The organism is Pseudarthrobacter sulfonivorans (genome assembly GCF_014712225.1).
Lineage (GTDB): Bacteria > Actinomycetota > Actinomycetes > Actinomycetales > Micrococcaceae > Arthrobacter > Arthrobacter sulfonivorans.
The window spans coordinates 63,248-88,320 of record NZ_JACXBW010000018.1 but is presented as its reverse complement, the minus strand read 5'-3'; the positions used below and the strand labels follow the sequence as shown (position 1 = coordinate 88,320).

Annotated in this window: 24 protein-coding genes; 18 read left to right on the top strand and 6 right to left on the bottom strand. The window is 67.1% G+C overall.

What is annotated here, in order from left to right:
- A partial coding sequence (locus IAQ70_RS19335; RefSeq protein WP_190991270.1) for a hypothetical protein occupies positions 1-207 on the bottom strand: 207 nt, incomplete at its 3' end.
- A gap of 227 nt (positions 208-434) precedes the next feature.
- Between IAQ70_RS19335 and IAQ70_RS19330 the strand changes: the two genes are divergently transcribed.
- Positions 435-1,178, top strand: coding sequence for an HNH endonuclease family protein (locus IAQ70_RS19330; protein WP_190991269.1), 744 nt, complete (start codon positions 435-437; stop codon positions 1,176-1,178).
- Here the strand turns inward: IAQ70_RS19330 and IAQ70_RS19325 are convergent.
- Positions 1,175-4,621: a DEAD/DEAH box helicase gene (locus IAQ70_RS19325; protein ID WP_190991267.1), complete on the bottom strand. Its 3,447-nt coding sequence runs from the start codon at positions 4,619-4,621 to the stop codon at positions 1,175-1,177. The two genes, IAQ70_RS19330 and IAQ70_RS19325, sit on opposite strands and share 4 nt — an antisense overlap.
- 199 nt (positions 4,622-4,820) lie before the next feature.
- Between IAQ70_RS19325 and IAQ70_RS19320 the strand changes: the two genes are divergently transcribed.
- On the top strand, positions 4,821-5,672 hold the full coding sequence (locus IAQ70_RS19320) for a DMP19 family protein (protein ID WP_190991264.1): 852 nt from the start codon (positions 4,821-4,823) through the stop codon (positions 5,670-5,672).
- Positions 5,673-6,039: 367 nt separating this feature from the next.
- Here IAQ70_RS19320 and IAQ70_RS19315 read toward each other — a convergent pair whose 3' ends face one another.
- Positions 6,040-6,438, bottom strand: a complete 399-nt coding sequence (locus IAQ70_RS19315; protein WP_190991262.1) for a nuclear transport factor 2 family protein — start codon at positions 6,436-6,438, stop codon at positions 6,040-6,042.
- A gap of 590 nt (positions 6,439-7,028) precedes the next feature.
- Here IAQ70_RS19315 and IAQ70_RS19310 point away from each other — a divergent pair.
- The 3 genes from IAQ70_RS19310 to IAQ70_RS19300 all read left to right on the top strand — a co-directional run bounded on the left by IAQ70_RS19310 (position 7,029) and on the right by IAQ70_RS19300 (position 9,175).
- Positions 7,029-7,712, top strand: a complete 684-nt coding sequence (locus IAQ70_RS19310) for a protein tyrosine phosphatase (RefSeq protein ID WP_190991260.1) — start codon at positions 7,029-7,031, stop codon at positions 7,710-7,712.
- Between the two features lie 103 nt (positions 7,713-7,815).
- Positions 7,816-8,379: an RNA polymerase sigma factor gene (locus IAQ70_RS19305; RefSeq protein WP_317983713.1), complete on the top strand. Its 564-nt coding sequence runs from the start codon at positions 7,816-7,818 to the stop codon at positions 8,377-8,379.
- The gene (locus tag IAQ70_RS19300; RefSeq protein WP_190991256.1) at positions 8,372-9,175 is read left to right on the top strand and encodes a hypothetical protein; all 804 of its coding nucleotides are present in this window, start codon (positions 8,372-8,374) and stop codon (positions 9,173-9,175) included. The genes IAQ70_RS19305 and IAQ70_RS19300 overlap by 8 nt, the downstream gene beginning before the upstream one ends.
- A gap of 83 nt (positions 9,176-9,258) precedes the next feature.
- Here the strand turns inward: IAQ70_RS19300 and IAQ70_RS19295 are convergent, their stop codons facing one another.
- Positions 9,259-9,792 carry a COG4315 family predicted lipoprotein gene (locus tag IAQ70_RS19295; RefSeq protein ID WP_190991255.1) on the bottom strand — a complete coding sequence of 178 codons (534 nt, stop codon included), beginning with the start codon at positions 9,790-9,792 and terminating at the stop codon, positions 9,259-9,261.
- A gap of 241 nt (positions 9,793-10,033) precedes the next feature.
- Here IAQ70_RS19295 and IAQ70_RS19290 point away from each other — a divergent pair, with 241 nt between their 5' ends.
- Positions 10,034-10,534 (top strand): sigma-70 family RNA polymerase sigma factor, encoded by a 501-nt coding sequence (locus tag IAQ70_RS19290; protein WP_190991253.1) that lies wholly within the window; start codon positions 10,034-10,036, stop codon positions 10,532-10,534.
- Positions 10,531-11,196, top strand: a complete 666-nt coding sequence (locus IAQ70_RS19285; protein WP_190991251.1) for an anti-sigma factor — start codon at positions 10,531-10,533, stop codon at positions 11,194-11,196. The genes IAQ70_RS19290 and IAQ70_RS19285 overlap by 4 nt, the downstream gene beginning before the upstream one ends.
- A 28-nt stretch (positions 11,197-11,224) precedes the next feature.
- On the opposite strand, the gene IAQ70_RS19280 is transcribed toward IAQ70_RS19285, so the two are convergent.
- Positions 11,225-11,995 carry a DUF1206 domain-containing protein gene (locus IAQ70_RS19280; RefSeq protein ID WP_223860371.1) on the bottom strand — a complete coding sequence of 257 codons (771 nt, stop codon included), beginning with the start codon at positions 11,993-11,995 and terminating at the stop codon, positions 11,225-11,227.
- Between the two features lie 261 nt (positions 11,996-12,256).
- On the opposite strand from IAQ70_RS19280, the gene IAQ70_RS19275 reads away from it, so the two are divergent.
- On the top strand, positions 12,257-13,840 hold the full coding sequence (locus IAQ70_RS19275; RefSeq protein WP_190991249.1) for a hypothetical protein: 1,584 nt from the start codon (positions 12,257-12,259) through the stop codon (positions 13,838-13,840).
- Between the two features lie 43 nt (positions 13,841-13,883).
- Positions 13,884-14,327, top strand: coding sequence for a hypothetical protein (locus tag IAQ70_RS19270; protein WP_190991247.1), 444 nt, complete (start codon positions 13,884-13,886; stop codon positions 14,325-14,327).
- Positions 14,328-14,412: 85 nt separating this feature from the next.
- Here IAQ70_RS19270 and trmB read toward each other — a convergent pair whose 3' ends face one another.
- The gene (gene trmB / locus IAQ70_RS19265; RefSeq protein ID WP_190991245.1) at positions 14,413-15,336 is read right to left on the bottom strand and encodes a tRNA (guanosine(46)-N7)-methyltransferase TrmB; all 924 of its coding nucleotides are present in this window, start codon (positions 15,334-15,336) and stop codon (positions 14,413-14,415) included.
- A 78-nt stretch (positions 15,337-15,414) separates the two neighbouring features.
- Here trmB and IAQ70_RS19260 point away from each other — a divergent pair, with 78 nt between their 5' ends.
- The 9 genes from IAQ70_RS19260 to IAQ70_RS19220 all read left to right on the top strand — a co-directional run bounded on the left by IAQ70_RS19260 (position 15,415) and on the right by IAQ70_RS19220 (position 25,055).
- Positions 15,415-16,713: an MFS transporter gene (locus IAQ70_RS19260; RefSeq protein WP_190991243.1), complete on the top strand. Its 1,299-nt coding sequence runs from the start codon at positions 15,415-15,417 to the stop codon at positions 16,711-16,713.
- A gap of 350 nt (positions 16,714-17,063) precedes the next feature.
- Positions 17,064-18,260, top strand: a complete 1,197-nt coding sequence (locus IAQ70_RS19255) for a substrate-binding domain-containing protein (protein WP_190991241.1) — start codon at positions 17,064-17,066, stop codon at positions 18,258-18,260.
- Between the two features lie 12 nt (positions 18,261-18,272).
- Positions 18,273-19,037 (top strand): ABC transporter ATP-binding protein, encoded by a 765-nt coding sequence (locus IAQ70_RS19250; protein WP_190991239.1) that lies wholly within the window; start codon positions 18,273-18,275, stop codon positions 19,035-19,037.
- Positions 19,034-19,825, top strand: a complete 792-nt coding sequence (locus IAQ70_RS19245; protein ID WP_190991237.1) for an ABC transporter ATP-binding protein — start codon at positions 19,034-19,036, stop codon at positions 19,823-19,825. Before IAQ70_RS19250 ends, IAQ70_RS19245 begins: the two co-directional genes overlap by 4 nt.
- A complete protein-coding gene (locus IAQ70_RS19240) occupies positions 19,822-20,697 on the top strand; it encodes a branched-chain amino acid ABC transporter permease (RefSeq protein WP_190991235.1) in 876 nt (291 codons plus the stop codon). The genes IAQ70_RS19245 and IAQ70_RS19240 overlap by 4 nt, the downstream gene beginning before the upstream one ends.
- A 125-nt stretch (positions 20,698-20,822) precedes the next feature.
- Positions 20,823-21,893, top strand: a complete 1,071-nt coding sequence (locus IAQ70_RS19235) for a branched-chain amino acid ABC transporter permease (RefSeq protein ID WP_223860387.1) — start codon at positions 20,823-20,825, stop codon at positions 21,891-21,893.
- Complete coding sequence (locus IAQ70_RS19230) at positions 21,890-23,488, top strand: class I adenylate-forming enzyme family protein (RefSeq protein WP_190991231.1); 1,599 nt, start codon at positions 21,890-21,892, stop codon at positions 23,486-23,488. Before IAQ70_RS19235 ends, IAQ70_RS19230 begins: the two co-directional genes overlap by 4 nt.
- Positions 23,485-24,153, top strand: a complete 669-nt coding sequence (locus IAQ70_RS19225; RefSeq protein WP_190991229.1) for a TetR/AcrR family transcriptional regulator — start codon at positions 23,485-23,487, stop codon at positions 24,151-24,153. The genes IAQ70_RS19230 and IAQ70_RS19225 overlap by 4 nt, the downstream gene beginning before the upstream one ends.
- Positions 24,150-25,055 (top strand): alpha/beta hydrolase, encoded by a 906-nt coding sequence (locus IAQ70_RS19220; RefSeq protein WP_190991227.1) that lies wholly within the window; start codon positions 24,150-24,152, stop codon positions 25,053-25,055. The genes IAQ70_RS19225 and IAQ70_RS19220 overlap by 4 nt, the downstream gene beginning before the upstream one ends.
- Positions 25,056-25,073: the final 18 nt, after the last annotated feature.

Genomic DNA, 25,073 nt, shown 5'->3' with positions numbered 1-25,073 from the left:
CAGCCGGGAGATTACGGCCAGGCGGTCCAGGGAGTTGTCCACACCCCGGCGCAGCGAATCCGGGCCGGCGGGGTCCTCACGCTGACGACGACGGAGCTCGGTCAGTTCGGCAACGCCAGCCACGACGGCCTCAAACGCCGCATCCGCTGACGCCGCGTCGACTGGCACCGCCCCTGGTGACCGCCCGTCCGCTGCTGTGCTTTCCATACCTCCATCATGTCGAGGGGGTACGACATTTAAGGCTGCCAGCGTGACCACCGGAAAAGAATCTAAGAATCTTTTCTCCGGAACGGCAGACATTTTCCAACTCCCAAGTGTCTCCCCAGGCATCCGGGCGTGACGGACTCCACCAACAGACCTGACAGATCAGGACGGCCGGCGCTAGTAGCCTGTTCACCTCTGCCGCACGCCTGCCTCCGCCACTCTCGAAGGACATGAAGATCAGCCGTTCCGCCGCCACCAAGGCTCTCACCCTGTTCACAAGTCTGCTTCTCGCAGGCGCCCTCGCCGGTTGTGACGCCGCAGCCCAAGCCGCAGGGCAGGCCGCAACCAAGATGGCCGAAGGGGTCAGAGGGGCACCGCCGGGCGACGCTGCCGACGCATCTGTAAGCCCCGCCGACGTGGCTACGGCTATCACCCAGCTGGAAACCATCCCGGTGAAGGGACGCGCACCCAAGACCGGCTACACCCGCGAGGAATTCGGCCCCGCCTGGGCCGACGTCGACCGAAACGGCTGTGACACCCGAAACGACATTCTCGCCAGGGACCTCGAAGGGGAGACGTTTAAAGCCGGCACGCAGAACTGCGTGGTGGCCACCGGCACGCTGGCCGATAAGTACACCGGAACCAGCATCAACTTTGTCCGCGGCACCGGCACCAGCACCGCCGTCCAGATAGATCACCTTGTCGCCCTCAGCGACGCCTGGCAGAAGGGTGCCCAGAAACTCAGCGCCGATCAGCGCAAGCAGTTGGCGAACGATCCCCTGAACCTCATGGCTGCAGACGGCCCCACCAATGGAGCCAAGGGCGACAAGGATGCGGCCACCTGGCTCCCGCCAAACAAAGCGTTCCGCTGCGAATATGTTGTCCGCCAGACCGCCGTCAAGGCCAAGTATCAGCTGTGGGCCACCCAGGCCGAGCATGATGCGATCGCCGGGATTCTGACTGGCTGCGCTTAGTCCTTGAACAGCCCCGCGAGGTCCTCGGCCGTGATCGCGCCGCCGGAGAGGGCATCGCCTTCCATGACGTCGGCAAACAACTGCGACTTCCGCGCCTTCAGGGCCATGACCTTTTCCTCGATGGTGTCCTTGGCCACCAGCCGGTACACCATCACATTCCGGGCCTGTCCGATCCGGTGGGTCCGGTCCACAGCCTGCGCCTCGGACGCGGGGTTCCACCAGGGATCCAGCAGGAAGACGTAATCGGCCTCGGTCAGGTTCAGCCCGAAACCGCCGGCCTTAAGCGAAATCAGGAACACCGGAGCGCTGCCGTTCTTGAATTCATTGACGACGTCGGTACGGTTCCGGGTGCCGCCGTCGAGATAGCAGAACTCGATCTTCTCCTCCACAAGCCGCTCACGGACCTTACCGAGGAAGCCGGTGAACTGGCTGAATATCAGCGCCCGGTGGCCCTCGGCCACCAGGTCCTCCAGCTGCTCAAACAGCACGTCCAGCTTCGACGAGCGGACCCCGGACAGCGACGGATCAACCAGCGAAGCATCCAGGCTGAGCTGCCGCAGCAGGGTGAGCGACTGGAAAATGGTGAACCGGTTTTTGTTGACGTCCTCGATCAGGCCCAGGATTTTCTGCCGTTCGCGCTGCAGGTGCGTCTGGTAGACCTTCTGGTGGCGCGGGTTCAGCACCACGTCAAGGATCTGCTCCTGCTTGGGCGGCAGGTCCTTGATGACCTGGTCCTTGGTGCGGCGCATCATGAGCGGGCGGACCCGACGGCGGAGCTTGTCCAGCTGCCCTTTGTCGCCGTTCTTTTCCACCGGCTTTTGGTAGTACTCGGCGAACCGCTTGGGGCTTGAGAACAGTCCCGGTGCCACGATGGACGTCAGCGCCCAGAACTCCATGAGGTTGTTCTCCAGCGGCGTGCCCGTGATGGCCAGCTTGAACGCCGCAGGCAGCTTCCGGGCGCACTGGTAGGCCTTGGACTGGTGGTTCTTCACGAACTGGGCTTCATCGAGCACCAGGCCCGCCCAGGTTTTGGAGGCGTAGGAATCGTAGTCGATCCGGAACAGGGCGTAGGACGTAATAACGATGTCCGCGCCGCCCAGTTCAACTGCCGCGTCCTGGCTGTTCTTCGCGAAGGTCTCGCTCACGGTCCGAACCGTCAGGTCCGGAGCGAAGCGCGCGGCTTCCGCCGCCCAGTTGCCCACGACGCTGGTGGGGGCGACCACCAAAAAGGGAGTCCCGCCGTCGTGCGCTGTTAGTTCGGCGCCGTCAGCGGCAGCGGCTGCCTGCTCCTTCGCCGCGCACATCAGCGCGAGGGCCTGCACGGTCTTGCCCAGGCCCATGTCGTCCGCGAGGACTCCGCCCAGGCTGTGCTTGTAGAGGAAGCTCAGCCAGTTGAAACCTTCGAGCTGGTACGGCCGCAGTTCGGCGTTCAAGGAGGGAGGCAGCGGCAGCCCTTCGATCCCGCCCTCAAGCAAACCGCCTACCGCGGAGCGCCACGCGGCAGCCTGCTCATCCACGATGCCCAGCTGGGCCAGTTCGTCCCAGAGTCCCGCCTGGAAACGGCTGATCTGCAGCGGCGCGTCTTTGTTGTCCTGGAGCGAGCGGGCTTCCTCGATCAGGGCCCGCAGCTGGTGCAGTTCCGGCAGGTCCAGGGAGAAGTAGGCGCCCCTGGGCAGGAGCATCTTGGTCTGGCCGGCTGCCAGCGCGGAGAACACGGCGGCGAAGGACACCGGCTGGCCTTCGAGTGAAATCTGGATGCCAAGGTCGAACCAGTCGCGCTGCTCGGTGGCCTTGGTGGAGATGGAAACCACCGGCGCCTCCTCGGCCTCACGGTAGTCCGCGATGTCCCCGGCAGTGTCCACGGAAACATCCGGCGCCTGGCGCAGCAGGGGCAGGACCTCCTCGGTGAACGCCAGGGTGTCCAGGCCGCTCAGTTCCGCCGAAGCCGACAGGCGCGGCGTGCCCCAGCCGCCGGTGGCTGATTCGCCCAAGGCCGGCACAACGTCCCACGGCTGGCCAATGCCCTCCAGGATGCGGGCCTCGGCGGTGTCGTCACGGTAGCCGTGGTCGCCGGGGTGCCGCCAGAGCGGCTGGGCGGTGACCAGGTTCCCGGACGTGTAATGCCATTCCCAGTGCAGCCGCACGCGGTGGTCGGCGCCGTAGTTGGCCAGCAGCGAGAGCGTGGGGACGGCCAGGGCGGGCAGTTCTACTGACTCATCTTTCGCGGTGACCCGCGCGGACTGTTTGAGCTTCGGGTAGAAGCCGGTGAGGAAGCGGGTTTCATCCTTCGCGGGTATGTGCAGGGTGCTGCCGGCGGTCACGAAGGTCAGCAGCTCCTCGCTCAGGCCACTTTCGAGCGGGGCCAGCGTGATCACGTTGTCCGCCGCCACCCCGGGCAGCGCCTCGCCGCCGGTGGTCAGGAAGATGCCGTGCGCGGGGCGGCCGATGGTGCCCACCGACGCCGGATCAACCTCTTCACCCTCCACGGTGATGGTGGGCGCGAGCTCCAGCCCGCCGTCGTCGGCTGTTTTTGCAGTAACGCCCGTGGCACCCTCCGCGGCAGGTGCAGGCGAGCCGTAGCGGCTCAGGTTAAGCCCGACGGCGGCGGGAGACTCCGCGAGCCGCACCGGCTCGGTGCCGCGACTGTGGACCAGGGCGAGGCCGATCTTTTTGGCGTCGGCGAGCAGCCCCCACATGTTCTTGCCGGCGAAGGTGTTCAGGCCCAGCCACAGCGCGGAGGAGTTGTGGACCCGGTTGGCGGCGGCGGTGTGCGCGGCGAGGAACGTCTGCATCCACTCGATGTGCGTCTCGTTGCATTCGCGCCGGAAGTTCAGGTAGCTCAGGGTGTTCCAGGAGACGTCGCCGCGGATCCATTTGCCCTTGGCGCCCATGACCACGGGCCGGGCCTTAAGCTGGCGCACGCTGCGCAGCGGGTCGCGGCGGCCTGTGTAGGAGAAGTGCGGGGCCGGTTCCTCGATCTCGAACTGGAGGGCCAGCGGGATGCCGTTGCTGGACTGGGTGATGCCTGGCTGCGAGATCAGCGGGCTGAGGGCCTGTTCCCAGTCGGCCAGGTCCAGGCTGGCAGGCTGGCGGGAAAGCCGGGAGACATCGGCCGGCGCCAGGAGCTGGACGCGGGTGGCGGGGTTGTCCTCGGCGGCGAACAGCAGTGCGGCCACGTGCTTGCAGTCCTTACGGACGGGGCAACTGCAGACGCCCACGGTGCAGCTCCAGCCGCCCGATTTGCGGACCAGCTTGGCCGTGGTGGAGTAGGGCACGTCCGCACCGCCGCGGACCTTGCCCAGCATGAGCCCGGTGGCGGCGTCGAACGATATGCCGGAAACGCGGCTGCCCATGGCATACGCCAGCCCGGCCGCGAGGGAACGGTCGTTGATGGCGGGAGTCTGTATTGCCAGTGCCGCACTCTCGTCCGGTTGGGATGGCATGGTGCGCGCTACTTTCAGCTGGCCACGGCGGGGCCGTGTCCGATCGGTGGTTATCTGATTCATCTTAGTTCGCCCGGCGAGGGCCTGAAACTTCGCCTGACGTTCACTTCCGCCTCGACCAACCGCTGTCCCGTCCCACGTAGCGTGAAAAGTGTCCTGAGCATCATCCGGTTTTCAGCAGCAGCAAGTGAGGAACCCCATGACCACGAGCCAGAACCCTGTCGTCCTGACCAAAGCCAGCATCGAAGCCGGCAGCGAGGAAGTTGTCGACGCCAACGTTCACGTGGTGAACGCCATGTACGGGAGCCTGCTCGACGCCGGCGAGATCGCCCCTGTGGCGCTCCGCAGCTACTACGTGGACTTCTATGTCACGCAGTCCCTGGAGGGCGGCTTCGCCCAATACGTGTTCACCGCCGACCGCGACGAAGTGGACCCGCTGATCCGCGAGGGCCTGGCGAGCATGGGCGCCACGGCGCACCTGGAGCTCTTCAACCGGACCGTATCGGTGTTTGACGCCCTGTCCGAGGCGGACGAGGAGCGCTACCTCGACGGCGACCTGGACGCAGAGGAAGAGTCCAACGACGCCGTGCGCACCATGGAAGAACTCGACGGCGAGTTCGAGGAACTCTTCGAAACCGAGAACATCACCGCCCTCAACGCCGCCTGGCTCCTGGGCCAGGAAAGCCTGCTGGTGCTGGACGACGAGGAGCTCAGCGCCTACATCGAGCGCCAGGTTGCGCTCCTGCCCGACCTCGAGGAGCGCCAGGCCCGCGCCGACGAGGAAGCGCTGGACAACGCCCCGGATTTTGAAGTCATCATCCGGGAACTGTGCGACGTCGCCGGGTACTCCCTCGAGAAGATCACCATGGGTGACCCCAACTACGTCCACAACGGCGAGAAGACGCTGGCCTGGCACTTCAGCACGGACCACGGCGACTTCCTCATGGTGGAGGAAGAAGACGAGGCCTTCATGATCAACCCGGAGACCCAGGAGATCGTTGCCGCCGTTGAGTTCGAGGAAGTGGACGACGACGAGATGATCGAGGCGTAGCGCGCCTCACCTGACGCACGCGGCACCTCAGCGCGGGCCGGGCCGGCTGGGCCGGGTTCGCCGGAAGTTCCGGCGGCCCCGGCACTCTACCGGCGATCTCGCCGGCAGAAGTAGTCAGCGCCCCCGGCGTCGAAGACAGCAGCCTCCTCGAGGCAGTCCTTGAAGCCGAGCGCTCGGCGTTCCACGGCCAAAGCCTTCAGCTCGCCACCCGCTACACCAACTGATAGAACAACGAAGCTTTTTTCACCGGCTGAGCGTCTCGAAAAACAACGGCTTTTCAAGACACCGTCCTGGGCCTCGTAAGGAGCCCCGTGCACACGAAAACTCGGCCTCCTCGACAACTCGACCAGTTCGCTGCTTGCCGCCGTCAGCCGGTCACTGTGTCGCCGTGCCGGTGGGCGACCCTCCATGCACCGTGCTCGCGTCGATAAATTTGCGTTGCTCGGAGCACGTAGCTGCGAGGTTCGCCGTCGACTGAGGCTGAGGTATGTTCCAGTCCCGCTGTATATGCCATGTCACCCACGAGGTCGTAGGAGAGCAACTCAAAGCTGTACGAGGTGCAGTCGGAGAACTGCCTGGCAAGGCCGGTGAACAAGTCGTCCAGTTCCTGCTGTCCGAAAGCATTGCGCCATGCGCCCAGGACACTTACGGGTTCGTTACGGGACCAGAGCGCCCTGCGCGGGGCGGCATCACCGTTGTGGATAGCAAGTTCCGCATCGTGCAGCTCGGTCCTCACCCAGGCCAGGAAATCGGAGCGATCGCTCATGCCACCAGTATGGTTCAAGCACCGCGGTCACTGCTAGGTGCCGGCCCTGCGTCCCCGGCAACCACCGCACTCCTTGACTGGGCTCATCGGGAATCTTCGAGTCAGGGTGGCCCGGTGAGACAACTTGATTACACAGGACGCGCTGGTCGCCGCCGGGGTCCGAAACGCTTCGTCTTCGCCGACGTGACCTCGGGAAGCAAGACTGCGGTAGCGCGGCCGGGCATGAAGAAGCTCCTTGAGTACGCCGAGGAGGGCGACATCGTCGCGGGTGGGGCGTGTCGACCGGTTGCGCCGGTCACTGATCGATGTGCCCCACACCGCGACTCTGCTGCGCGACCGCGGCGTCTACGGCAGCTCAGGCGTTGACAACATCATTGAGATTCCCCCATGGGCTGCCAGGTTTTGGCAGTTTTCCGGAGTTCCGGAGCGTCGGGCATGCCTCGATGGTAATGCGGCCGACGGCTCACGGACGGTGGCCGAAAAGAAATTTTCGAACGGCCGTAACTTTCCGCGTCCGGCCAGCGATGTAGGCCGTGATGGGTTCCCCACGGAACCGGATCTCAATTGTTCTCTAGTTTTTGGAGTGTCGTATGTCGTTGTTCACTGTTCTCGCCACCAGCAAAGTCGCAGCCGGAGTTCTCGCCGCAGGCACCTTGGCCGTCGGCGGAACCGGAGTGGCCGCTGTTTCCGGCGTCCTCCCGGCCGACGCCCAGCAGACCGCCCACGAACTGCTCGGCGCCCCGGCCCCGAAGCTGGCCGCCGACGCTACGGAAGCTGCCCTGGCGAACGCTTCGGGCAACGCGTCGGGCGACGCGGCAGTAACCGGCGACGCGGCCGTGGCAGGTAGCGCCGCCCTGTCCGAAGACAAGCTTGCAGCCGAGGCCAACGTCTCCGCAGCTGCCGGCACCGCCGTTGACGCCGCCGGCGCCGCAGCCATCGGCCTGTGCACCGCCTTCATGAACGGCGGACTCAACGCGTCCTCCGAAGGCTTCTCCTCGCTGGTCATCGCTGCCAAGGGCGAAGGCAACGTCGAAGCCTTCTGCACCGACGTCGTCGCCCAGGGCACGGCTGCCGCTGAAGTCAAGGCTGCTGGCGAGGGCTCTGCCGCTGTCCAGGCCGAGCGCCCCGAACTGCCGGCAGTTCCCGCGGTTCCGGCAGTTCCGGGCGTCAACGGCGAGTCCGTTGTTCCCGCCGTTCCTGCTGTGCCCGCCGTGCCCGCCATTCCCGCGGTGGCCGGCGATGACGTAGACGTTCCCGCCGTTTCGGGCCGCTAGGACCCTCTCGGCTACGCTGGACTGCGGGAAAACGGCCCATGAGGGGTTGCCCGCAGTCCAGAACGCCGGGATGAAGCAGCCGCCCGGGACGGAGGAGCCACTGGTGCCAGACACTTTGGCCGAAGAAGACATCGACATATTTGCAGACACTGCCGGCGCTGATCCGGCCGTGCTCTTCGGCGTTGTCTACCGCACCTTTGCCGGCGCAGTGCTGGGCTACCTCAAGGCCCGGGGAGTGGACGATCCCGAGGCCGTCACGCAGGACGTCTTCCTGGCGTTCTTCCCCAAAATCGGGGAGCTGACCGGCGGGCTGCAGGGCGCCAAGTCATTGGTTTTTTCCATCGCCCACGCCCGGATGGTGGACCACTACCGGCGCGTGGAACGCAGGCCGGCCTTCACCCCGTACGACCCCCTGCAGGACGCGCGCAGCACGGCCTCGGCAGAGGACCATGCCCTCGGGCGCGCCGGCGGCGCGGCCGGCATGCTCGAAGGCCTGGCCGACGACCACCGGGAAGTCCTGGCCCTGAGGGTGGTGGCTGACCTATCCATCGAACAGGTGGCCGGCATCATGGGCAAATCCCAGGGCGCCATCAAGCAGCTCCAACGCCGGGCGCTGCAAAACCTCAAGGACCAGACCCTCCGAAGAAACCAGGCAGATCATGAGTGACATCGCAGGCACAAGCAGCGACGGAACCGTCGACGGGCTGCTCCGTGACGCCGGGTTCGACGACGACGCCGTGCTTCGTTCCGCGCTGCAGGACCTCCGCGGCCTGGCCGCCGGGCAACCCGAGGCCTCCGCAGCCGTGGCCGCCCTGATGGTCCCGGCACACACACGTCGCCTCGCAGCCGTCCCTGCTCCGGCCTCTGGACCGGATGCCATTACTCAAACCCAGCCGGTTCATGCGCCTGCTGCGCCTGCTGCGCCGATTACCCCGGACGACGCTCATGAGTCGGCCGCTCCGTCGGCAACCGACGAACTCGCCGCCCGCCGTCGTGCCAAGCGCCGGATCACCCTCACCACGCTGTCAGTGGCCGTCTCGCTGGCGGCCGGCGGCGCCGTCGCGGTGGCCTCCGACCAGGGCCTCCGGGATTCCATCGGCCACATGAACCAGGCCGTCAGCTCCTTCGTGGCCACCGTGGGCGGAGGGTCAGTTCCGGCCCGGCAGGAAACGCCGGTTCCGTTGCCTGCCCAGCCGGTCTCCCCGGCCACTGTGCCCACCGCGCCGACCGTCACGCAGCCGGTTCCGGCGGCTCCGGGATCCAACTCCAGCCGAGCCCCGGCTGAGTCGCCCGGCAAACCGTCCCCCGCTCCGGCCGTCACGCAGCCGGACCTCCCCGTCCCGGAAAACCTCACGCCGGACCTCCCTGAGGTGCCGACCCGGCTGCCGAACGGCCAGGGACAGCCCCCAGCGCTGCCCCTGCCGTCCACCCCTCCAGTCCCTCTGCCGGGCGACCAGCCGTAGCTGCTGCTACCGCAACAGCAGCAGCCCGGCGTCGATGTTGCCCTGGCGCTCAGCGTTACCAGCGCTGCTGTAATACCTGACCATCAGTAGCCTGGCGCCGCCGTCTTGATCATCCCGCCGGCCGGATCCGACAGGTACCAGGCGTCGCCAACGCCCTGACCGGTGATGTCGCCCGCCTTCTTGTCTTTCGCGTAGTAGTACAGCGGAAGTCCGTTCAGGGTCAGCTGCTTGGCCCCATCCGGCGTCGTGATGGTGCCCAGAGTCCCGGTCACCCCTTCAGCGGACGGCGTGGCGGCGGTGGTGAGGGCTGGCGGCCACGCTGTCAGGCACCCTCCCGTGCAGGCGCTGGTGCCCGAGTCCTTCGTGTCCTTGGTGAAGAAGTAGAGGCTCATGCCCTTTGCGTCCACCACGATCCTGCCGGCGCTTGAGGACCCGGTCATGAGGTCGACGGCGGGTGCTGCAGTTGTGGCGGTCGGGGCCGCGGACGTGGCGGCGGGGGTTGTGGCGGACGCGCTGGGGGCGGCCGTTGTGGTGGTGGTTCCCGGGCTGCCGCCGCAGCCTGCCAGCGCGGCCATGAGGGCCATGGCCGCAAGACTGGTACCCAGGTGCTTTTTCATGGAGGTGCTCCCTCGGCTGGTGGCCCGGCGTCGGATCGCCGGGCGCTAACCGGTACGACGCCCTAAGGTGAAGAATGGTTCAAGGAGCTGTCCCCCTGTTTTCCGCCGGCCACGGGGCAATGTAACCGCGAGTGAACCGTTTACGCGCGGCGGACGTCGTATCAGCCGAAACCAGGTGCTCTCGGCCGGAACCGGGGGATCAGGAACCGCCGTGAGGCACCAGTGACAGGAGGGGGCGCACATGCCGCTGGACGAGGAAGTGGTGGCCGCAATTTACCGTGAACACGGCCCCGCCCTGCGCCGTTTTGTGCTCAGCGCCTCACGGGATCCGCAGCTTGCCGAGGACGTGATCCAAGAGACGGTGCTCCGCGTCTGGCAGCAGGCCCCGGACATCACCGGCAGCCTGCGCAGCTACCTTTTCCGGACGGCGCGCAACATCATGATCGACAACTATCGGAAGGCGCAGCGGCGGCCTGCCGAGGTCACGGAACGTGACGTCGCAGACCCTGCCGCAGCCGTTGAGAGGGTGGATGAACTGCTCAACCGGGTGCTCATGGAGGAGGCCCTGCTCCGCCTCAGCGGCGAACACCGGGACGTCCTGGTGGCGCTCCACTACCGCCGCTTCACCGTCAATGAGGCCGCCGTGCAACTGAACATTCCCAGCGGAACGGTGAAGTCGCGGGCGTACTACGCGGTCCGTGCCTTGCGGACCATCCTGGATGAGATGGGGGTGGAACGATGAACGCCGCGGACCTGCACCACTTGCTGGGCGCCTACGTTCTCGGGGGACTGGATTCCGCCGATTCGCAGCGCTTCGAGCAACACCTTCAGGACTGTGCCGGCTGCCGCGCTGACCTCGCCGAACTGGAGAGCATGCCGGCCCTCCTGGACGCGCTTCCGGTGCCGGACGCGGTGGCATTGACCGGAAATTCCAGGATCGCCGCCACCGCGGAGCCGGCCACCTCCGTGCCCCGGGCGGTCCTTGTTGAACTGGCCACCCGTCGTCGTAAATCACGACGGCGGTGGGCGGGGCTGGTGGGCGCCGTTGCCGCCGCGTGCCTCGCGTTGGGCGTGGTGGCAGCACCGCTGGTGAACCGGCCGCCGCAGCCTGACGCAAGCTATTCGGTCCAGGCCGACAGCGGCCTGCGCTTCAGCGTGGACCTGGCACGGAAGAACTGGGGCACGGAACTGGCGGTCAACGGCAGCAGCATGCCGTTGAGCGGTACCTACTCGCTGTGGGTGCGGGACCGCGCCGGCGGGGAGGACCGCGCCTGTGCCTGGACGGCCACGCCGAGCGGCCGGATCAAAGTCACCGGCGCCACCCCGGTTCAGCTGGCCAGCATCGCCACCGTGGAACTGCGGGACGACGACGCGAAGACGGTCGCCGTGATCACCGTTCCCTAAGTGCACCAGTCCAGGCCAAAGCGTCAGCTCATTTGGTCATCTTGGCCAGCCGGGCACGGACCACCATGTAGAGGCCGTAACAGATCAGGCCGGCACCCACGGCAGCGAGGAGATAGACCCCGAACGGCTGATCGCGCAAGGCCCTGAGGCCGCCGTCCAGGCCGGTGGACTCGTCCGGGTGGGCGCGCAATGTGGCGACGGTGATCAACAGACCTGCCAGCAATAGCACTGCGCCCTTGGCGAGGTAGCCTGTCACGCCCAGGACGGTGACGGCGGTCCGGGCTTTTGGGCTGGCGGGCATAGTGAGTTGTTTCTCGAATGACTTCTTAGGCCCGCGGATGCCGTAGATGACCCCGGTGACCGCAATTCCGAGCCCGATCAGGACCAGCAGTGCCACGCCGCCGGGGGCTTTCATGACCGTCACAGTGAGGTCGGTAGCGGACTGCTTGTTGGCGTCCGGGGACCCCTGGCCCCTGGCAAAAGTGAACAGCGTCAGGGCCAATCCGGCGTATACCAGTGCCTGGGCTGCTGCTTTTCCTTTTTTGCCGGCTTTTTCCTTGGTAGGCAGCCGGTTGTAATCAAAGATGGCGTCGCTGGCCTGCCACAGCGCCAGTGCGGCGCAAGCGGCGAAGCTTGCCCAGAGCAGGAACGGGCCGGCTGGCCGGCTGGCGAGTTCGGCCACGGCTCCGCTGAAGTCTGCATTCCCCGTTCCGCCCATGGCGAGGCGGATGGCGATGGCCCCGACCAGAAAGTGCAGGATGCCGCTTGCCGCGAACCCCGCCCGTGCCAGCAACTCCAAAGCGTGTGAGTTGGTGACGTCCTCCGCCGCGCCTGCGGCCTGCCTTAATTCTCTTTTAATGATGGTTCCTTATGCCGGCGCCGGTGAGGCGCAAATTGTGTGCCCCCCACACAATCCCCATCGTGCCACGCACCGGCTGCCTCCGACAGTCCCGCCTTCCCGCCGCACCGATGGGGAGTGATCCCCATCGCGGAGCCCTGCCGGCCGTGCGACCATGTGTTCAGCGATAGACCCACTCGTATCACTCTCCGGGGGAACACCATGACTTTTTACGGCGCGGACGTCGGCCAGTTGCGTGAGCTGGCGAAGGCTGTTGACAAGGCGGCCACACTGCTGAGCAGCCGGGCCAGCTCTCTGCAGGGCCAGATCCAGTCCGCGCCCTGGAAAGGCCTCGACGGCGAGCGGTTCCGGCAGGACTGGGCCGGAAGCCACCGCCCCACGCTGGAGCGCGTGGCGTCAAGCCTCCGCCACAACTCCAAGCTGCTCCTGCAGCAAGCGAACGAGCAGGAAAAGGCATCCGATTCCTCCGGCGGCGGGAGCGGCGGCGGAAACTTCCTGGACAAGCTCAAGGGTTTGGGCGGCCGCGCCCAGACATGGCTTGAAGAACAGATGCAGAAGGCTGCCGAGGCACAGGCACACCGCCAGGAGCTCGAACAGGGCCTTAACGAGGCACTCAAGGGCAGCCCGGAGGAACAGGCGAAATGGTGGGCGGGTCTGTCCGAGCCGGACCGGCAGTACCTGATCGAAGGCGAAGGCGAGCACGGACCCCTCGCCGCTGAGCTGATGAAGATGGATGGCGGCATCCCGGAATCCGCCCAGGAGCAGGCTGCCGACCATCTCCAGAAGCTTGCCCTCTCAGACACCGCTGTTTATACCGAGAGCGGCAAGGCCGCCATCGACGGCCGGATAGCCTGGTTCCACGCCGGTGCGGAAGTGGGCACCGTGGTGAACGAAAACGCTGATGGTTCAGCCACGCTCAAGGTCTACGGAAACATCGGGGTGGGCGTCAATGACCACACCGGAACAGCCGGCGTCACCCTCAATGGGGAGGGATCACGTGAGTACACATTCGGCAGTGTTGAAGAGGCCATGGCTGCCCGGAACCAGATGTACAGGGAGCTTCCGCCGGACAGCATCGGGGAGGTCAAGGACGTCGCCAGCAACGCACCGGTCTACCTCGCGGCCACCATCGAGGACGCGGCGGATGACAACGGCAGCACCGGTTCCGTTGACAAGGTCAAGGGCACGTTCTCTGTTGAAGCCAAGGGCGATGCCGGCCCGGCGTCCGGCTCCGCGAAACTGGACCTCGCCTACGAGCGGAACCTGACAGACGGTACCGCAACGGCCAGCGGCGAGGTGTCCGCGCAGGGCAAGCTGGACCTGGACGGCCAGCTGTTCACTGCCTCCGGCAAGGGTGGCCTGGAAGTAAGCCTGGACCAGGACAGCAGCATCAAGTCGATCGCGGTGTCCATGGAGGGCAGCGTAGCGCAGGGCGCCAGCGCCGGTCCGGACCTCCAGGGCGCCAAGCTCGAGTCCAATGTGACCGTCGGCACGCAGAGCACCGTCAAGATCGACGTTGACTACACGCCGGACAACGCGGCCGTGATCGACAGCTACATGCGCAATGTGGCGCTGGGCAACGACAGTGCGGCAGCCGCGGATGCCGCCAGGCTGTACGAGGCAGGCTCGGCCACCGTTCAGGTGAACAACGTGGTGACGGTGTCCAACGAGGCCGGCGTGGACTTCAAGGCGGGCGAAGTGGAGCTCAAGACTGAGAACAAGGCGACCACCAACGTGTCCACGTACTATAAGGTCGCGAACGACACCAAGCTCGAGCGGCTCTGACGTGGCCGTCCCTGATCCCAAGACTTACCGCTAAGGAGCAACCATGTCAGTGCACATCGAATCCCCCTTGGGGTTTACCGCAGACTTTCCCGAGCACACGCAGGTCCTCGAGGATTCCGCCGCCGGGCCCAACACCGAGCAGTATGGCCTCCTCGGCGGCGTCCTCGTCACCGTCATCAAGGACGATGCCTCCGTCACGGACGCCCCCGGGGCCAACGGCTGGGCCCATGTCATGTCGGATTTCTACCGCGAACGCGCCGGTGTCCTCCTGACCGAAGGCGAGCTGAACCTCCCGGGCAAGTCGGCGTACGCCGTCCTGGTGGGCTACTCGGACCCGGCCGGTGCGGCGAGGGTGGCAGCCACCGTCGGCGTCTGGGAGAACAACCGGTTCATCGGCGTTGTGGTGATCTGGCCCTCCGTGAACCCGGAGACTGAACCACGGGTGTACATGCTGAAGGACATCGTTTCGTCCATCAGCGTGGCCTGACCCCTCTAACCTGACCCAACTAAGTAGCAGTAAGTGTCGTTTTGAGCGCTCAAAACGACACTTACTGCTACTTACATTTCGAGGTTCAGCGCCGGCGGTAGCAGAGGTCGAAGATCAGCCGGCCGGCCTCATGGGCTTTGGCTTCGAAGCTGGTCCGGATCCGGCCCTCGAAGCGCGGCGCCCAGCCCCCGGTTTCATCCACGCCCTCGTTGGGGCCGGTGTGCTCGGTGCTGACAGGGGCCCTGCCCTCACGGACCGGTGCGCCGCCCACCAGGGATTCGACGCCGGACTGCCACACCTGGGTGAGGGGGCTTTCCGGCCCGTGGCGCTCGCCGGTGTGGAGGTTTTCGAAGTCCGGGGAGCCAGCCAGGACGTCACGGACGTGGACGGCGTAGTTGGACCAGTCGGTGGCAATCCGCCACAGCCCGCCCGTTGCGAGCGCACGTGCGGCGAGCTCGGCGAACTCCGGCTGGATGAGGCGCCGCTTGTGGTGCCGTGACTTGTGCCAGGGGTCGGGAAAGAACACCCAAAGTTCGCTGACCGAACCTGCCGGCAGCATGGTGGCCAGCACCTCCGGCGCGTTGGCTTCCACCACGCGGACGTTGCTTAGCCCGCGGCTGTTGATCTTGATGATGGTGTTGGCCAGGCCCGGCGTGTAAACCTCCACCGCCAGGAAATCCGTTCCCGGGTTCTGCTCGGCGGCGTGGCAAATGGCATCTCCCAGCCCCGACCCGATCTCCACCACCAGCGGCGCCTTCCGGCCAAACTCAGCCTCGGCGTCGAACGTGTAGTCCGGATGGACCGACGTGTTCGCAACGTGCCGCGGCACGTCCACAGCCCAGCGGTCGGCGTGCTCTTCCCACGCCGTCTGGCGCCGGCCCTGAAGGCGGGTTCCGCGGCGCACGAAGCTGACGGGCCTGCCGCCGTAGGTGCCAAAAGAGGCCTGGGTTCCGGGCGTCACCGGCCGCGGGACATGCGGAGGCTGGGGAGATTCTGGGGATTCGCTCATCCCTTCAAGAATACCCGTGCGTGCGGCCGACTCTCCGGGGCCCACCACTCGCCGGGCGCACTAACGGGCAATGGCACAATGGGTGCCGTGACCCGTGCTGACAACGTTGACGTACCCGGACTGCTCGTCGACGCCGAGATCGACGATGTTCCCCCGGCGTCCCCCACAGTGCTCCCGGACGGACCCCGCAGCCGCCGCGCCCTGGCGTACCTGGGCCTCTGCCTGGTGCTCATCGGCCTGAACCTCCGTACAGTCTTCTCCAGTTTCGCGGCGGTGCTCCCGGAGATCACGTCCGACGCCGGCCTCCCGGGCTGGGCGGTGGTTGTGCTCACCACGGTGCCCGTCACGCTCCTGGGCCTGTTCGCGCCGCTGGCCCCTGTCCTGGCCCGCAGGTTCGGAGCTGAGCGGGTGCTGCTTGGCGCCATGGCTGTGCTCACCGCCGGATTGCTGCTGCGGCCCGCGGACATTGGAGGGCTGGCGCCGGGCGCCGGCCACCTCCCCGCGCTGCTGGTGGGGACGGCCGCCTGCGGTGCCGCCATCGCCCTCTGCAACGTGCTCCTCCCCGGGCTGGTGAAACGCGATTTCCCGCATCGGCTGGGGCTCATGGGCGGGCTGTACACCACGGCGATCTGCGCCTCGGCCGCCCTCGGCGCCGGCTTTACCTACCCGGTCTTCACGGCGACGGGGGAGTGGACGGCGGGGCTCTGGTTCTGGGCGGCGCCTGCCGCCGTCGTCCTTTTGCTCTTCCTTCCGGTGGCGCTCCGGCAGCACCCCGTCCGGCACCAGGCCGTGTCCGACGGCGTCAACGTGTGGCGCTCCGCGGTTGCGTGGCAGGTGACCATCTTTATGGTGCTGCAGGCGATGATGTCCTTCAGCGTGTTCGCCTGGTTGGCGCCGATCCTGCGTGAACGCGGGGTTGACGGCGGCACTGCCGGGCTGATGGTTTCCGTGTCGATCGTGCTGCAGATGCTGGGCTCGCTGTTCGCCCCCGCCCTGGCTGCACGTTTCAAGGACCAGCGGGCCATCAGCGTGGCGGTGGCACTCATGACCGGAGGCGGCTTCGCGCTGAGCATCTTCGGGCCTTTGGAGCTCATCTGGGTGTGGGCCGGGCTGCTGGGCCTCGGGCAGGGAAGCCTCACCGCGGTGGCCCTGACCATGATCATGCTGCGGACCCGCGACGGGCACACCGCCGCGCACCTGTCCGGGATGATGCAAGGCGTGGGCTATGGACTGGGTTCCACCGGCACGCTGATGGTGGGCCAGCTGCACCAGTCCACCGGGTCCTTCACTGCCGCCGGGCTGCTGTTCCTGGTGGTGGGCTCGCTGGCTGCAGTGTTTGGCTATCGTGCCGGCCGGAACCGGTACATCGGCGACTGACCCGGCGCACCCTTCCCCGGTCTGCAACCCCTCGCCACCTTCGACCCCTCGCCACCTTCGACGCTCTCTCACTTGATGCAGGTTATCGGGCAACGCTCTCTCACTTTCTTGAAGAAAGTGAGAGAGCGTCATGGAATAACCCGCATTAAGTGAGAGAGCGTCCCGGGTTAGGGCGGTCCCGGCCTCGCAAAGTTTCGTTGCCGGAACGTTGCCAATCCGGCGGGGAAATCCATTGACACGAACTGAGCCGCACCCTAGATTTGCCGTAACGTGAATCACCTTTCAGGTTTGCTCGTGATTCACATCGCACGCACTCTCAGATCCCCCGGTTTTAATACGAAAGGCATCCCGTGAAGGATACAAAGAGGTTCCTGCTCGCCGCCGTGATGGCTACGGGGCTTGCCCTCAGCGCCTGCGCGCCCACCCCCGGAGCGGCTACCCCGGCTGAGTCCGGCAGCACGAAGTCCGCCGAGCCGGTGGACGTTGGCATCATCTACTCCAAGACCGGTCCGCTCGCCGCCTACGGTGCCACGTACTACGAGGGCCTCCAGGCCGGCATCGACCACGCCACGGGCGGCACCGGCGAGGTCAACGGCGCCAAGATCAACCTGACATACGCTGACGACGGCGGCGACCCGGACAAGGCAGTCACGGCGGCCAAGGACCTGATCGGCAAGGGCTACAAGATCATCGGCGGCACCGTGGTCTCCGGCATCGCGCTGAAGCTCGCCGAGCAGGCAGCCCAGAACAAGGTCGTCTACATCTCCGGTCCCGCCGCCACTGACGCCATCCAGGGCATCAACAAGTACACCTTCCGCTCCGGCCGCCAGAGCCTGCAGGACGTGGCCACCGCCGGCTCCTTCATCGACACCAACGGCAAGAAGGTGGTGGTCTTCGCACAGGACAACGCGTTTGGCCAGGGCAACGTGACTGCCGTCAAGGCCGTCCTCGGCGCCAAGGGCGCCACCGTGGAATCGGTCCTCGTCCCGGACGGACAGGAACTGACCCCGTTCGCCCGCCAGCTCGTTGACGCCAAGCCGGACATGGTCTTCGTGGCCTGGGCAGGCGCAACCTCCGGCACCATGTGGCAGACCCTCAGCCAGCAGGGTGCCTTCGACGCAGCCCCGGTGGTCACCGGCCTCGGCGACGCGTCCACCTTCGGCGCCTACGGGGAAGCCACCGGCAAGATCAGCTTCCTGAACCACTACTTCCCGGGCGCTTCCGGTACCGAGGTGGAGAAGAAGATGATCGCCGCCGTCGAAAAGGCCGGCCAGAAGGCTGACCTGTTCACTCCGGACGGCTTCGTGGCCGGCCAGATGATCGTCCAGGCCATCAAGGAAGGCGGCTCCGACGCCGACGCGATGGTCAAGGCACTGGAGGGCTTCAGCTTCGACGGCCCCAAGGGCAAGGAGACTGTCCGGGCCTCTGACCACGCGCTGATCCAGGACATGTACCAGGTCAAGCTCGTGCAGAAGGCCGGCGCCTGGGCGCCCGAACTCGTCAAGGTGGTCGCGGGTGACCAGGTGGCACCGCCCGAGAAGAAGTAGAAGGGCCGGCGAATGAATACCCCAGCCCTGCCTGCCCTCGCGGTGGACGGCCTCGGTCTGCAGATCGGCGGCGCCCGCATCCTCCAGGATGTCAGCTTCGCCGTCGGCGCCGGCGAGATGATCGGCGTCATCGGCCCCAACGGGGCCGGCAAGACCACCCTGTTCAACCTGATTTCCGGGGTGATGCGGCCCACCGAGGGCAGCGTCAGCCTGAACGGCAGGGAGATCACGGCAGCGCCCATCCACCGCAGGGCAAAGGCAGGGCTGGGGCGGACCTTCCAGACGTCCAACCTGTTCCCCCGCCTCAGCGTCCTGGAAAACGTCCGGCTTGCCGCACAGGCGAAGATCGGCGGCAGCCTCAACCTCCTGCGCTTCCCGTCCGCAACGGATGAAGCCACCCGGATAGCCCGCGGCACCATCAGTGAAGTTGGGCTTACCGGCCAGCTCGCGACGGCGGCGGGGGACCTATCGCACGGCGAGAAACGCAAGGTGGAAATCGCCGTGCTCCTGGCGACCGATCCCGCCGTCATCCTCCTGGACGAGCCGATGGCGGGCGTCGCGTCCGGGGACGTCCCGTCCCTCACCGCGATCATCCGCGGCATGCACCGCGACCGCGGCTGCACCGTGATGATGGTGGAGCACCACATGGACGTGGTCCTGGGCCTGGTGGACCGGGTGGCCGTGATGCACCACGGCAGCCTGCTCGCCCTGGACAGCCCCGACGCCGTCATGGCCGATCCCACCGTGCAGAGCGCCTACCTTGGAGAACCCGTATGACCGCCACAGCACAAGCCGGCCCCATCCTCAGGATCGAAGGGCTCAACGCCCACATCGCCGGCCAGCAGGTGGTGGAGGACGTCTCCTTCACGGTCCCGGCCACGGGCATCACCGCGCTGCTGGGCCGAAACGGCGTCGGAAAGACCAGCACCATCAAGGCCATCATCGGGCTGATCGACCGGAGCGGCCTGGTGGAACTCGACGGCGTCCGGGTCGAGAAAGAGCCAACCTACAAGATCATCCGGAGCGGCGTCGGCTATGTCCCGGAGGACCGCGAAGTGTTCTCCAAACTCACCGTCGCCGAAAACCTCCGCCTGGCCGAACGCGACGCCGCGCCCCGGCGGCAGCTCGTCGAGGAACTCTTCCCCGACCTGCTGGCCCGCTCCGGCCAGATGGCCGGCACCCTCTCCGGCGGCCAGCAGCAGATGGTGTCGCTGGCCCGCGCGCTGCTGAACACCAACAAGATCCTCCTCGTCGACGAACCCACCAAGGGCCTTGCCCCGAAGATCGTTGCCGAAGTTGCCGAGACCCTCGCCGAAGCGGCCAAAACCGTTCCCATCCTCTTGGTGGAGCAGAACCTGCAGGTGGTCCGCCAGCTCGCCGCGGGCGCCGTGGTCCTCTCCGGCGGAAAGGTGGTCCACACCGGCAATGCACTGGAGTTCCTGGACGACGACGGGCTGACGCAACGGCTGCTGGGGGTCTCCACCGAGGCGGTATCCCACGAGGCTTCCCCGCATGCTGAGGCACGCCACGCCGCGGCCTCCCAAGAGAAAGGCGCGGCCCTGTGAGCACCGTTGTCCTCCTGCTGTTCACCGGGCTCGGCCTCGGGGCCCTCTACTTCCTGGTGGCCGCCGGCCTGTCCCTGATCTACGGGCTGATGGGCGTCCTGAACTTTGCGCACGGCGCGTTCCTCACCCTCGGCGCCTTCACGGGCTGGGAAATAGCGCGCCGGACCGGCGCGGACAGCTGGTGGACGTTCCTGCTGTCCCTGCTGGTGGGTGCCGTGGCCGGAGCCGTGTTCGCCGCGTTCACCGAGTTCGTCCTGATCCGCCGGCTCTATCGGCGCCATATTGAGCAGGTGCTGATCACGGTGGGCCTCTCGCTCGCCGCGGTGGCCCTGTTCGACGGCATCTGGGGCACGGACGCCGTATTCATCCAAGGGCCGGCCTGGTTCAAGGAGACCACCGAAATCCTGGGTGCCCGCATCCCCAATGACCGGTTCATCTGCATCATCGCCGCCGTGCTGGTGCTGCTCGCCCTGGTGTTCTTCCTGAAAAACACCCGCTACGGCATGATCATCCGGGCGGGTGTCGAGAACCGGTCCATGGTGACCGCGCTCGGCATCGATGTCCGCAAAGCCTTCACCCTGGTCTTCACCATCGGCGGCGCCGCGGCGGGCCTGGGCGGGGTCCTGGCCTCGCACTACTTCGGTTACGTGTCCCCGCTGCTGGGCGGCTCGCTGCTCATTTTCGCCTTCATCGTCACCGTCATCGGCGGACTCGGCTCCCTGACGGGCGCGGCCATCGCCGCCGTCGCCGTCGCGGTCCTGCAGCAGTTCGCCAACTTCTACCTCGGCGGCACCGGCGACTTCGTTGTGGTGCTGGCCCTGGCGCTTGTGCTGTTGTTCCGTCCCTCCGGCCTGCTCGGGAGAACCTCATGACCACCGAAACCGACGCCACAGACACCCAGGAAACGCCGGACAAAACCCCAGATCCCGCGGGGTCGCCCCGCCGTCGTGCAGTGAACGACGGCGGCCGCCCACCGCTGCATCTGACCCGCGGCAGGATGGTGGGCGCCGCAGCCGGCATCGCGGGGATCGTCCTGCTGATCCTGCTGCCGCTGCTCAACCTGTCGCTGCCCGGCGTGCTGCCCGGACCCACGTATACGCCCGGTTCGCTTCAGCTGCTGGCCATGTGCATGCTGATGGCCGCCGCCGCCCTGACGTACCACCTGCTGCTCGGCGTCGCCGGCCTGCTCTCCTTCGGGCATGCCCTCTACTTCGGTGCCGGGGTCTACGGGCTCGGGATCATCCTGCAGAACCTGGACATCCCGCTGCTTCCGGCCATGGGTCTGACCCTGCTGGTGGTCATTGTGCTGGCGCACGTGGTGGGCAGCATCAGCCTCCGGGTCAGCGGGATCCCCTTCGCCATGGTCACCCTGGCCTTCGCCCAGGCCGGCTCCGTAGTCGTGGGGCGCAACCCGGAAGGTGCCACCGGCGGCGATGAAGGCCTCACGCTGCGCACGGACAACCTGCCCGACTTCCTGGTGGGCGTGGTGAACACCCGCAACCTTTACTGGCTGGCCCTGGCCGTGCTCGTGGCCGTCTTCATCATTGTCACGTGGGTGCAGTCCTCCCGCGCCGGCCACGTTGCTGCGGCCGTCCGCGAGAATGAGCTCCGGGTCCGCGTGCTCGGCCTGCAGCCCTACCTGGTCAAGCTGCTGATCTTTGTGGTCTCCGCGGTCCTGGTCAGCATCATCGGCATGGTGTTCCTGCTGCTGCAGAGCGGCGCGGTGCCCCGGGCCGTGTCCGCCGACCTCACCATCACCCTGCTGGTCATGGTGGTCCTGGGCGGTGTGGGCTCCCGCTGGGGCGCAGTGATCGGCGGGGTCTTCTACACGATCCTGGACCAGCGGCTCACCGCGTTGGCGAACTCGGACGCCATCGATGCGCTGCCCGACGTCCTGCGCGTACCGTTGTCAGAACCACTCTTTATCCTCGGCACCCTGTTCATCCTGGTGGTGCTCTTCCTGCCGGGCGGCCTGACGGGCACCGCCCAGCGGCTGGCCCAGCGCCGCAGCCGGCGCGGCGCGGACCGCGTACAGAAGTCCCGCGAGATCCTGGAAGAGGCCGCATGACCAGCACAACCGGGCCGGGCCACGCGGACGGACTGCACACCCTCGGGCGCTGGACCACCGACCGCAGCCTCGCCACCCCGCACCGGATTGCCATCGACGACCGCGGGCTCACCCTGAGCTACGCGGAGCTGGAACGGCGGGCGGCCAACCTCGCCGCGGCGCTGCAGGTTGCCGGCTACGTCACCGGCGACAGGATCGCCACCCTGACGGGCAACAGCTCGGACCACGTGGTGGTGTTCTTCGCCTGCGCCAAGGCCGGGCTGGTGCTGGTGCCGCTCTCGTGGCGGCTCTCGCCCCGTGAACTCTCCTTGCAGCTGGGGCTGGCCGATCCGCAGCTGCTGCTCGTCGAAGATGACCTCGACGCCCTGGCCGCCGCGGCGTGCTCCCTGTTGCCCCAACCGCCGCGGACCGCGGCGCCCGGTCCCGGCGGCGTCGAAAAGTCCGTGCCCGCTCCGTCGCGCGCGCTCCCCGCCGCGGCGCCGGTGTTCAGGAAGGAAGTGCGCGACGACGACGCCCTCCTGATGATCTTCACCTCGGGTACCGAAGGGGCCAGCAAGGCCGCCGTCCTGACCCACGCGAACTGCTTCTGGACCAACCTTTCGCTTTCCCGGACCTTGGACATGGCAAGTACCGACGTTGTGCTGGCAGTGCTGCCCCAGTTCCATGTGGGCGGGTGGAACATCCAGCCGCTGCTGGCCTGGTGGGCCGGTGCCACGGTGGTCCTGGAACGGGGTTTCGAACCGGGCCGGGTCCTGCAGCTGATCGCCGAGCGCCGCGTGACCATGCTGATGGGAGTTCCCACCCAGTACCTGATGCTGGCCGAGCACCCCGACTTCGCGCACAGCGACCTCAGCAGCCTGCGCCATGCGGTGGTGGGCGGGGCGCCGATGCCGGCACCGCTGCTGCGGATCTGGCACCGCCGGGGTGTGGCCCTCAGCCAGGGCTACGGCCTGACCGAGGCGTCGCCAAACGTGCTGTGCCTGGCCAACGAGGACGCCGCGCGGATGGTGGGCTACTCCGGCAAGCCGTATCCGCACGTCGCGGTGGCCGTTGCTGATCCTGTCACCGGTGAAATTTACGACGGCGCCGCCACCGGTGAACTCCTGGTTGGCGGCCCCGGGGTGTTCGCCGGGTATTTTCGCGACCCCGCCGCCACCGCGGCTGTCCTCGCCGGCGGCTGGCTGCACACCGGTGACCTGGTGGAACGCGACGCTGACGGATACATCCGGGTGGTGGACCGGCTCAAGGACATCTACATCTCCGGCGGCGAAAACGTCGCCCCGGCCGAGGTCGAGGCCGTGCTGCTGGCCCACCCCGCAGTGGCGCAGGCCGCCGTCGTAGGTGTGCCGGACGAGCGGTGGGGCGACAGCGGAGCGGCCTTTGTAGTGGTGCGCGCAGGCATGGCCACCGATGAGCAGGAACTGCTGGAGCACTGCGCCGCCCAACTGTCCGGCATCAAGGTCCCCACCACCATCTCGATGGTCGGGGCCCTGCCCCGCACGGCATTGAACAAGGTGTTGCGGGCCCGGCTGCGGCAGGAACTCGCCGGCAGGGACCCCGTCCGGATGACCCACGCGGAAGGCGGCCGGCCATGAGCGCCCAGCCACGCACAGCACGCGGCACCCGCACCCGGGCCAAACTGCTCGAAGCGGCCGAAACGGTGTTTGCCTCGGTGGGCTACCACGAAGCCTCCATCGTCAAGATCACTGAAGCGGCCGGCGTCGGACTCGGTACTTTTTATCTCTACTTCGACGGCAAGCAGGCCATCTTTGACGAGGTGGTGGAGGACCTCAACCGCCGGGTCAGGCATGCCATGACCGACGCCGCCCGGGGCGGCGGCACCCGCCTGGAGGCGGAACGCGCAGGTTTCCGGGCGTTCTTCCGGTTCACGGCGCAGCACCCGGCGCTCTACCGGATCATCCGCCAGGCCGAATTCGTTTCCCCCGGCGCTCTGCGGCTGCATTACACCCGGATTGTGGACGGCTACATTGCGGGATTGAAAGCCGCCCAGCTCAGCGGCGAGGTGCGGGACATGGATCCCACCGTCGCGGCCTGGGCCCTGATGGGGATCGGCGAGCTCATCGGGATGCGCTGGGTGCTCTGGGACGAAGAAGGTACCGACCCCGTCCCGGGCGCGCGCCCCGACGTGCCGGACGACGTGTTCGAGGAAATGATGCAGTTCATTGAACGGGCCCTCGCGCCCGGCCCCGGCGCAGCCCCAACCACCCCCACCCCGCCCCAGGAAGGGAAAGCCCCATGACGCGAGCAGCCAGCAGCACCGGCTACCGGACCACCGACGTCGAGGTCCGCGGCGGCACCCTGCACACCGCCCTGTGGGGTCCGGACGATCCCGGGGCCCCCACCATCCTCGCCGTCCACGGCGTGACCGCGTCTCATAAGGCGTGGCCGTACCTGGCCGAGGCTCTCCCAGGCGTCCGGATCATCGCGCCAGACCTGCGCGGACGCGGCCGCAGCAACACGCTGCCCGGGCCCTACGGGATGCCCACGCACGCCAACGATCTTGCCGCGGTGCTGGCTGCCCTCACCACGGGACCGGTGACCGTCGTCGGGCATTCCATGGGTGCCTTTGCCGCACTGGTCCTGGCGAACCTGTTCCCCGAGCGGGTGCGTTCACTGGTGCTGGTGGACGGCGGGCTGCCGCTGCAGGTTCCGGCCGGGTTCTCGGACGAGGAGGTGGTGGCCGCCGTGCTGGGCCCGGCCGCGGAACGCCTGAACTCTACTTTCCCCAGCCGCGAGGTCTACCGGTCCTTCTGGCGGCAGCACCCGGCGTTCAGCGCGGACTGGAGCCCGCTTGTGGAGGAATATGTGGACTACGACCTGACGGGGGAAGAGCCGGAACTGAAGCCGGCCACCCGCTACCAGGCCATGGCCGAGGACACCGCCGAGCTGCACCGGGGCGCCTCGCTGCTCAAGGCGCTGGATGAACTGGCCGTTGATACCCAGGTGCTTCGGGCGCCGCGCGGCCTGCTCAACGAACCGTCCGCGCTGTACTCGCCCGGCTATCTTGAGGAGTGGGCGGAGAAACTGCCGTCCCTCCGCGTCCGGGAGGTGCCCGACGTCAACCATTACACGATCGTCATGGGCCAGGCCGGCGCCAGGGCGGTGGCGGAGAGCGTGCAGGAGGCGCTGGCCGTCCGGTAGTGGCCGCAGCCTGACCCT